This window comes from Achromobacter animicus, from assembly GCF_902859585.1.
In the GTDB taxonomy this organism is placed as follows: Bacteria; Pseudomonadota; Gammaproteobacteria; order Burkholderiales; family Burkholderiaceae_B; genus Achromobacter; species Achromobacter animicus.
Window position 1 is genome coordinate 125,355 of the sequence record NZ_CADIJM010000012.1, and the last position, 6,201, is coordinate 131,555.

Here is a 6,201-nt window from a genome sequence, read left to right on the forward strand (position 1 = left end):
GCGCCTGCCCTGCTGCGCATGACCGACACCGCCACTCTCTCCCGTTCCTCCCCGCGCCTCTATCTCGCCTCCGCCAGCCCGCGCCGCCGCGAATTGCTGAATCAGATCGGCCTCGCGCACGAGGTCCTGCTCGTCCCGGCCCCGCCCGGCGAGGACGAACCGCAGCATCCGGGCGAAAGCGCCGCTGATTACGTGCAGCGCACCGCCCGGGACAAGGCCCTGCGCGGCCGCGACTGGATGCGCGCGCACGCCATGCCCGTCCTGCCCTTGCTTGCCGCCGACACCACCGTCATCCTGGCGGGCGAGGTCCTGGGCAAGCCCGCAGACCGCGACGACGCGATCCGTATCCTGCGAGCGCTGTCCGGCGCCTCGCACGAAGTCCATACCGCAGTTGCAGTGTGCAGTGGCGACCGCCTGCTGGAAGCCGTCTCCATCACCGAAGTCCACATGCGCGCCTTGCAAGAAGACGAAATCAGCCGCTATTGCGACAGCGGCGAACCCTTCGGCAAGGCGGGCGCGTATGGCATTCAAGGCCTGGCGGGCACATTCGTCTCGCGCATCGCCGGCAGCTACACCGGCGTAATGGGCCTGCCGCTCTTCGAAACCGCCAACCTGCTCCGCGAGGCCGGCATCCAGGTGCCCTGACACAAATCCAGCCCGAAAAAAAATCCCCCGCGCCGCATGGCTTTCGGGGGATTTTTTTTGACCGGCACGCGATTCGGCGCAGGCCATGTTTCATTCGCCGCCGGGCACGCGCGGCGAAAAAGTTTAGCTCTGGCGGGCAGGTTCGCCGATGGCGACTTGCGGCTGCGATTGCGTCTGCGCCGCCGCGGGCGTGCCTGCGCTGTCCAGCGTGGCATGCAGTTGCTCCTGATCGAGCTCGCCTTCCCAGCGCGCGACGACCACGGTGGCAGTCGCGTTGCCGACCAGGTTGGTCAGGGCGCGACATTCCGACATGAAGCGATCCACACCCAGGATAAGCGCCATGCCGGCGACCGGCACCGAAGGCACCACCGACAGCGTGGCCGCCAGCGTGATGAAACCCGCGCCGGTCACGCCGGCCGCGCCCTTCGAGCTCAGCATCGCCACGAGCAGCAGCAGGATCTGATCACCCAGCGACAGCGGAATGTCGCAGGCCTGCGCAATGAACAGCGCGGCCATCGTCATGTAGATGTTGGTGCCGTCCAGGTTGAACGAGTAACCGGTAGGCACCACCAGGCCGACCACCGACTTCGAGCAGCCAGCGCGTTCCATCTTCTGCATCAACGTCGGCAGAGCGGCTTCCGACGAGCTCGTGCCCAGCACCAGCAGCAGTTCTTCGCGGATGTAGCGGACCAGCTTGAAGATCGAGAAGCCGTTGTAGCGGGCAACCAGGCCCAGCACGACCACCACGAACAGCACCGACGTCGCGTAGAACGTGCCCACCAGCATCGCCAGGTTCACGACCGACTTGATGCCGTATTTGCCGATGGTGAACGCCATCGCGCCAAAGGCGCCGATGGGCGCGGCCTTCATCAGGATCGCCACCATCTTGAAGATGGGCTGCGCCAGCGCCGTCATGAAATTCAGGATCGGTTTGCCGCGCTCGCCGACCATGGCGAGCGAAATGCCGAACAGCACCGCCACGAACAGCACCTGCAGGATGTCGCCACCGACGAACGGGCTGAAGATGGTCGTGGGAATGACGTTCATCAGGAAGCCGGTGATCGTCGAATCATGCGCCTTGGCGACATATCCGGATACGGCCTTCTGATCCAGCGTGGTCGGGTCGATGTGCATGCCGGCGCCGGGCTGCACGATATGGCTGACCACCATGCCGACGACCAACGCCAACGTCGAGAACACCAGGAAATACAGCATGGCCTTGCCGGCCACGCGCCCGACCTTCTTCAGGTCGCTCATGGCGGCAATGCCGGTTGCCACGGTCAGGAAGATGACCGGCGCAATGATCATCTTCACCAGCTTGATGAAGGCGTCGCCCAGGGGTTGCATCTGCTGGCCGAGTTCCGGCTTGAATGCGCCAAGCAAGATGCCCACCACGATGGCGAAGATCACCTGCACGTACAGGATTTGATAGAACTTGAGCTTGCGCGCGGGCGCGCTTTGATCCACTTCGATCATTGGGATTGTCCCCACCAGGGCCCCTTGCTCCGCGCAGCGTGGCGCGTGCGACGTCGGGGCGTTATCTGTTTTATGGCCATGCGATCCTGCCGCCGGCCGATTTCACCGCGGGTGTGCCGCGCGGCTTGCCGGTATAAACGCAATACCCATGCCAAGTCAGGCGGCTCCGCAACAATTCAGATAAAGCATTGAAAAATATAGGATTTCGCAATCGCTGCTTGTCCACCGAGAAGCATTAATAGGCGAATCTCCGCACAGAAACCCGCTAAAATGTGCGGAAAACCGCACACCATGAACGGCTCCTCTTCCTCACCCCTCCCCCCGCCCACCTCTTCCCGCGCCTGGTCCTGGCCATGGCGCGTGGGGCTGACACTGCTGGCCGTCGGCATCGTCGCGATCACGCTGCACGCGGCCACCCAGTGGGCGCGCGACGGGGCGCTGCGCGAGGCCGCCCTCCAGGCCCGCAGCACCGGCCAGATCAACGCCGCGCTGCTGCGCAACAACCTCGACAAATTCCGGGCGCTGCCCTTTGTGCTGACTCAAGACGTCGACCTGCGCGCGGCGCTTCAAGGGGCCAGTTCAAGGCAGATCGAGGCGTTGGACGAAAAGCTCGAAGCGCTCAGCCGCGGCGTCGGCGCCTCCGCCATCTACGTGCTCGACAAAAAAGGCCTGGCGATCGCCGCCAGCAATTGGCGCGAACCGGCCACCTTCGTCGGCGTCGATTACGAATTCCGCCCCTACTTCCAGGGATCGGTCCTGCACGGCTCGGCCGAACACTTCGCACTGGGCACGGTCAGCCACGAAGCGGGCCTGTACCTGTCGCGGCGTGTGGACGACGCGCAGGGCGCAATGCTGGGCGTGGTGGTCTTGAAGGTCGACTTCCGGGACCTGGAGGCCGATTGGCGCCAAGCCAACGCCGTCATCTTCGTGACCGACGAACATGGGGTGGTGTTGCTGGGCAATATTCCAGACTGGCGCTTCAGGGTGCTGGCGCCGCTGTCGGCCGCGCTGGCAGAGACGCTGCGCACCAGCCTGCAGTTTGGCGACGCAAAATTCCAACCGCTTCCCGTCACACCGCCCCTGCAACCGGCCAGCAACGGCCAACTCATCCGCACCGACGACGCGCTGCCCCGCGCCGCCGCCGGCGCTCCGCTGCTGCACACCACCCTGCCGGTCATCGAATCGCCCGGCTGGACGCTGCACCAGCTATCCCCGGTGCAGGCGGCCATGAATCAGGCCAGCGCAAATGCCCAACTCGGCGCATTACTTACGCAGAGCGTGCTCGCCGCGCTGATCGGCGTCGTGCTGTACCGCCGTCATCGCAACCAGGAACGCGCCGAGCAACAGGCCGCGATTCAACAACAGCTCGCAGCGCTGGTGGACGAGCGCACAGCGCAGCTGCGAGACGTGAACGCCAAGCTCGTCGACGAAATGGACGAACGCCAAAGCGCCGAATCCCAGCTTCACACCATGAAGGACGAACTGGTCCAGGCCAGCAAGCTGGCATTGCTGGGCCAGGTCGCGGCTGGCGTCGCGCACGAGGTCAACCAGCCCGTCGCAGCCATCCGCGCCTACGCCGACAACGCCGCCGAGTTTCTGCGACGCCGCGACGAAAGCGCCGTCCAGGAGAACCTGGGTACCATCGCCGCACTGACCGATCGAATCGGCCACATCACCGGCGAGCTTCGCGCCTTTTCGCGCAAGGCAGGTGCAACAGTCGGCCCAACCGACCTGATGGAAGCTCTGGAAGGGGCGATTCTCCTCGTGGGTCCCCGCGCCCGCCGCCAAGGCGTCACGCTGCAAAGCCCGCCTCGCAACCAGAACTGCCACGTCCTGGCCAATCGCGTTCGGTTGGAGCAGGTTTTGGTCAATCTGCTGCAGAACGGGCTCGAGGCGCTGGAAGGCGCCCAGAACGGGCGAATCATCATCGCCTTGCAAGACCTCGGCGACACCGTGCAGCTGCAGGTTCACGACAACGGCCCCGGCCTGTCCGACCAAGCCCGCGCCCACCTCTTCACCCCCTTTCACACGACCAAGCCGGACGGCATGGGCCTGGGCCTCGTCATCAGCCGCGACATCGTCACAGAGTTCGGCGGCGAACTACGCGCCGCCCGCCCAGGCGATGCCAGCTTGCCGTCCCCTCATGCGCCCGCGACCGGCGCCTTGTTCATTCTGACCCTGCGCAAAGCGCCGGATCAAAATCACACCCCGAGCACTCACCATGACGCGTGCCCCTGATCCTCAGTCCCCCGGCGCCGAGGCCCCAACTGCCGCAAATTCCGCAAATGCCCGTAATACAGCAAAGGTCGCGGACGTGACGGACGACCGCATGCAACGGCCCGTCGCGCCCCACGCCGTGTTCATTGACGACGACGACGAACTGCGCCGCGCGGCCCAGCAAACGCTGAAGCTTCACGGCATCTCGGTCGAGGCGCACGCCAACGCGCGTGCTGCGTTGCCGGCCCTGGACCGGAATTTCGACGGCGTAGTGGTCACGGATATCCGCATGCCTGATATCGACGGCCTCGAGCTTTTCCAGCGGCTACGCGCCATCGAGCCTGACATTCCAGTCATCCTGATTACAGGCCACGGCGACATCGCCACAGCAGTTCAATGCATGCGGGAAGGTGCGTACGACTTCCTGTCAAAGCCCTATCCGGCCGATCGCCTGGTAGCCGCCATCAGTCATGCCGCCGAAAAACGGCGCCTCGTTCTCGAAAACCGTCGTCTGCGCGAAGCCGCCTTCACCGTCGAAGCCGACGAAGTGCCGTTCATCGGCACCACGCCCGCCATGCAGCGCATCAAGCAAACGCTGCGCCACATTGCAGACGCCGACGTCGATGTACTCGTTGAAGGTGAAACGGGCACCGGCAAGGAAGTCGTCGCAACCGCACTGCACCGCCTGAGCCGGCGCCGGCACCGTGCGCTGGTCGCCATCAATTGCGGCGCCTTACCCGAAAGCGTCATCGAAAGCGAGCTCTTCGGTCACGAGCCTGGCGCTTTCACGGGCGCCCAAAAGAAACGCATCGGCCGCATCGAACATGCCAGCGGCGGCACCCTGTTTCTCGATGAAATCGAAAGCATGCCGCTCGCCGTCCAGGTCAAACTGCTGCGCGTGCTCGAATCACGCCAGATCACTCCGCTCGGCAGCAACGAAGTCCGCAATCTCGACCTGCGCGTAGTCGCCGCCACAAAAGAAGATCTGGGTAGCCCCGCCATACGCGCCAAGTTCCGCGAAGATCTGTTCTACCGCCTCAACGTCGTCACGATCCGCCTTCCACCGTTGCGGGAACGCCGTGAAGACATCCCGCTACTCTTCGCCCACTACCTCGGCCACGCCTCACGCCGTTTCCAGCGCGACATCCCCGACATGCCCGCCTCGATCCGCCAACACCTGATGACGCACGACTGGCCCGGCAACGTTCGTGAACTCGCGCACTTCGCAGAACGTTTCGTGCTTGGGGTTCTCAATAGCTCCGCACCTGAGCCTGTCCAACCGCAAGGGGGCGCCCTCAGCCTTCCGGAACGCATGGAGCAGATCGAAGCGCAAATCATCCGCGACGCCCTCACCGCCCACCGCGGCGACATCAAGGCCACGCTCGACGCGCTAGGCATTCCGCGCAAGACGTTCTACGACAAACTTCAACGCCACGGCATCGACCGCCAGGATTACGTCGGCGGATCCCGTAGCCCTCTCTAAAGCAGCCAAGTCGAGAATCCTCTGCTGCGCAGGCCATCCCCCGCTCAACAAAACAAAAACCCCTCGCGGCGCCAGCCGCGAGGGGTTTCTTAATTAAAGCGATATACCAAGGATGTTTTGAGGCCAGCAGCGCATAGCCGCGCCCCGCGCCGACGTATTAGCGCTCCGCGCCCGACCTGCTTCTGTTGCCAGGCATAGGGCACCGCTCGACACGCGCCGGCAATGCAGCCGGCTTACTCCCGACGCCACAAAGACAAAACCCCGCAGGCGATACCTGCGGGGTTTTGAGCAATAAAAGCCTGACGATGACCTACTTTCACAGACGTCCGTCCACTATCATCGGCGCAAAGGCGTTTCACTGTCCTGTTCGGGATGGGAAG

The 6,201-nt window shown here is 64.2% G+C and carries 4 protein-coding genes and 1 rRNA gene; 3 read left to right on the forward strand and 2 right to left on the reverse strand.

Annotation, left to right across the window (positions count from 1 at the left end; genetic code table 11):
- Window positions 1-18: 18 nt before the first annotated feature.
- The gene (locus HV681_RS22500; RefSeq protein ID WP_175125084.1) at window positions 19-645 is read left to right on the forward strand and encodes a Maf family protein; all 627 of its coding nucleotides are present in this window, start codon (window positions 19-21) and stop codon (window positions 643-645) included.
- 123 nt (window positions 646-768) lie between these two features.
- On the opposite strand, the gene HV681_RS22505 is transcribed toward HV681_RS22500, so the two are convergent.
- Complete coding sequence (locus HV681_RS22505; RefSeq protein ID WP_175125085.1) at window positions 769-2,121, reverse strand: dicarboxylate/amino acid:cation symporter; 1,353 nt, start codon at window positions 2,119-2,121, stop codon at window positions 769-771.
- A gap of 291 nt (window positions 2,122-2,412) precedes the next feature.
- Between HV681_RS22505 and HV681_RS22510 the strand changes: the two genes are divergently transcribed.
- Together HV681_RS22510 and HV681_RS22515 are read left to right on the forward strand one after the other, a co-directional pair.
- On the forward strand, window positions 2,413-4,359 hold the full coding sequence (locus tag HV681_RS22510; RefSeq protein WP_175125086.1) for a sensor histidine kinase: 1,947 nt from the start codon (window positions 2,413-2,415) through the stop codon (window positions 4,357-4,359).
- A gap of 91 nt (window positions 4,360-4,450) precedes the next feature.
- Window positions 4,451-5,821: a sigma-54-dependent transcriptional regulator gene (locus HV681_RS22515; protein WP_175125087.1), complete on the forward strand. Its 1,371-nt coding sequence runs from the start codon at window positions 4,451-4,453 to the stop codon at window positions 5,819-5,821.
- A 297-nt stretch (window positions 5,822-6,118) separates the two neighbouring features.
- Here HV681_RS22515 and rrf read toward each other — a convergent pair.
- A 5S ribosomal RNA gene (gene rrf, locus HV681_RS28200) occupies window positions 6,119-6,201 on the reverse strand; the annotation flags it as partial.

What these genes read in the sequence shown, in the direction of transcription:
- HV681_RS22500 (WP_175125084.1), top strand. Translation starts at nt 19, where the DNA reads ATGACCGACACCGCCACTCTCTCCCGTTCCTCCCCGCGCCTCTATCTC.
- HV681_RS22505 (WP_175125085.1), bottom strand. Translation starts at nt 2,121, where the DNA reads ATGATCGAAGTGGATCAAAGCGCGCCCGCGCGCAAGCTCAAGTTCTAT.
- HV681_RS22510 (WP_175125086.1), top strand. Translation starts at nt 2,413, where the DNA reads ATGAACGGCTCCTCTTCCTCACCCCTCCCCCCGCCCACCTCTTCCCGC.
- HV681_RS22515 (WP_175125087.1), top strand. Translation starts at nt 4,451, where the DNA reads ATGCAACGGCCCGTCGCGCCCCACGCCGTGTTCATTGACGACGACGAC.